The organism is Gemmatimonadota bacterium (assembly GCA_026706345.1).
GTDB lineage: Bacteria > JAAXHH01 > JAAXHH01 > JAAXHH01 > JAAXHH01 > JAAXHH01.
Genome location: JAPOYX010000279.1, coordinates 1 through 1,102 on the forward strand (window position 1 = coordinate 1; position 1,102 = coordinate 1,102).

General features: G+C 62.0%; 2 protein-coding genes. Both read left to right on the forward strand.

Annotated features, from left to right (window positions below):
- Window positions 1-499 (forward strand): hypothetical protein (locus OXG98_19435; GenBank protein MCY3774183.1); only part of this gene is annotated, 499 nt, incomplete at its 5' end.
- Window positions 500-575: 76 nt separating this feature from the next.
- Window positions 576-1,102 (forward strand): NAD(P)-binding domain-containing protein (locus OXG98_19440; protein MCY3774184.1); only part of this gene is annotated, 527 nt, incomplete at its 3' end.

Genomic DNA, 1,102 nt, shown 5'->3' on the forward strand with positions numbered 1-1,102 from the left:
TGCCCTGCGTCTGGCGAGCCAACACGGCGTGGTGGTGTGTCTGGTCGCCCACGGTCGTCAGCAACTCGAAATGCCCTTTCGTCTCCTGCTGCGTGAAGACGCCGCCTATATGCCCCTGCCGGCAGAGGGGACGGTTTCGGACGATATCGCTCAGCAGGTGCTTCAGACGCTTCAGATCGGTCTGGGCAGGACGCCTTCCCTGCCCCCCCTTCTCATCGTTGATGGTGCCCAGGAGACGGCCGACTGGGAGCACACGCTCACCTTCTTCTTACGCACCGGAATGGTGGTGGTCGAATTCCTTCCACACCCGTCCCGCCTCGTTTTTGGGCGGTACGAAACAACGCTGCTCTTGCGCGCAGCAGGAACTGAGGCTGAGGCGATCAGTCAGACCGTCGGCCGAAAGGTCGCGGCCGAGAATCTGGCCGCGTTGAAACCGGGAGAGGGGTATTTCATCCACCTGTCGCGGGTATATCGGGTCCGATTCCCGGAGCAGCCCTAGACGGCAGCGCCTTCGTTGACAACATCGAGACGGACCCGCCATAATCCCGTGCCAATAAAATTACGGGAGGGCGGATATGCGGGTTGTGATTCTCGGTGCCGGTGGTGTGGGTTCGGTTGTCGCCGGGCATCTCGCCCTGCATGGGGTAGACACCGTCATGATAGCCCGGCCAGGTCACGCGCGGGCGGTCCAGCAAAACGGTCTGCGCCTCACCGGCCTGTCCGATTTTCGGGTCCGGCTACCAGCGTACGCCGATGCTTCCGCCCTCGACACGGCCGATGTCCTGTTGATTACCGTGAAGACCAAGGACATGCCGCGCGCCTTGGCCAGCGTCAAACATCTCCAGGTTGACACGGTCGCCTCACTTCAGAATGGCGTGGTGAAAAACGCTCAGATGGCTCGCGTTTTTGGTGCGCCTACCGTCGTTGGCGCGACCACCATGATCGGCGCGACCCTCGTCCGCGATGGCGAGGTCCATTATAGCCTGGACGGGATTACGTTCTTTGGCGAACCGGACGGCACGCGCTCAACGCGGGTCGACCGTCTTGCTCAGACGTTTATTGACGCCGGACTCAAGGCGGCCGCGGTCGAGAATATCGTCTC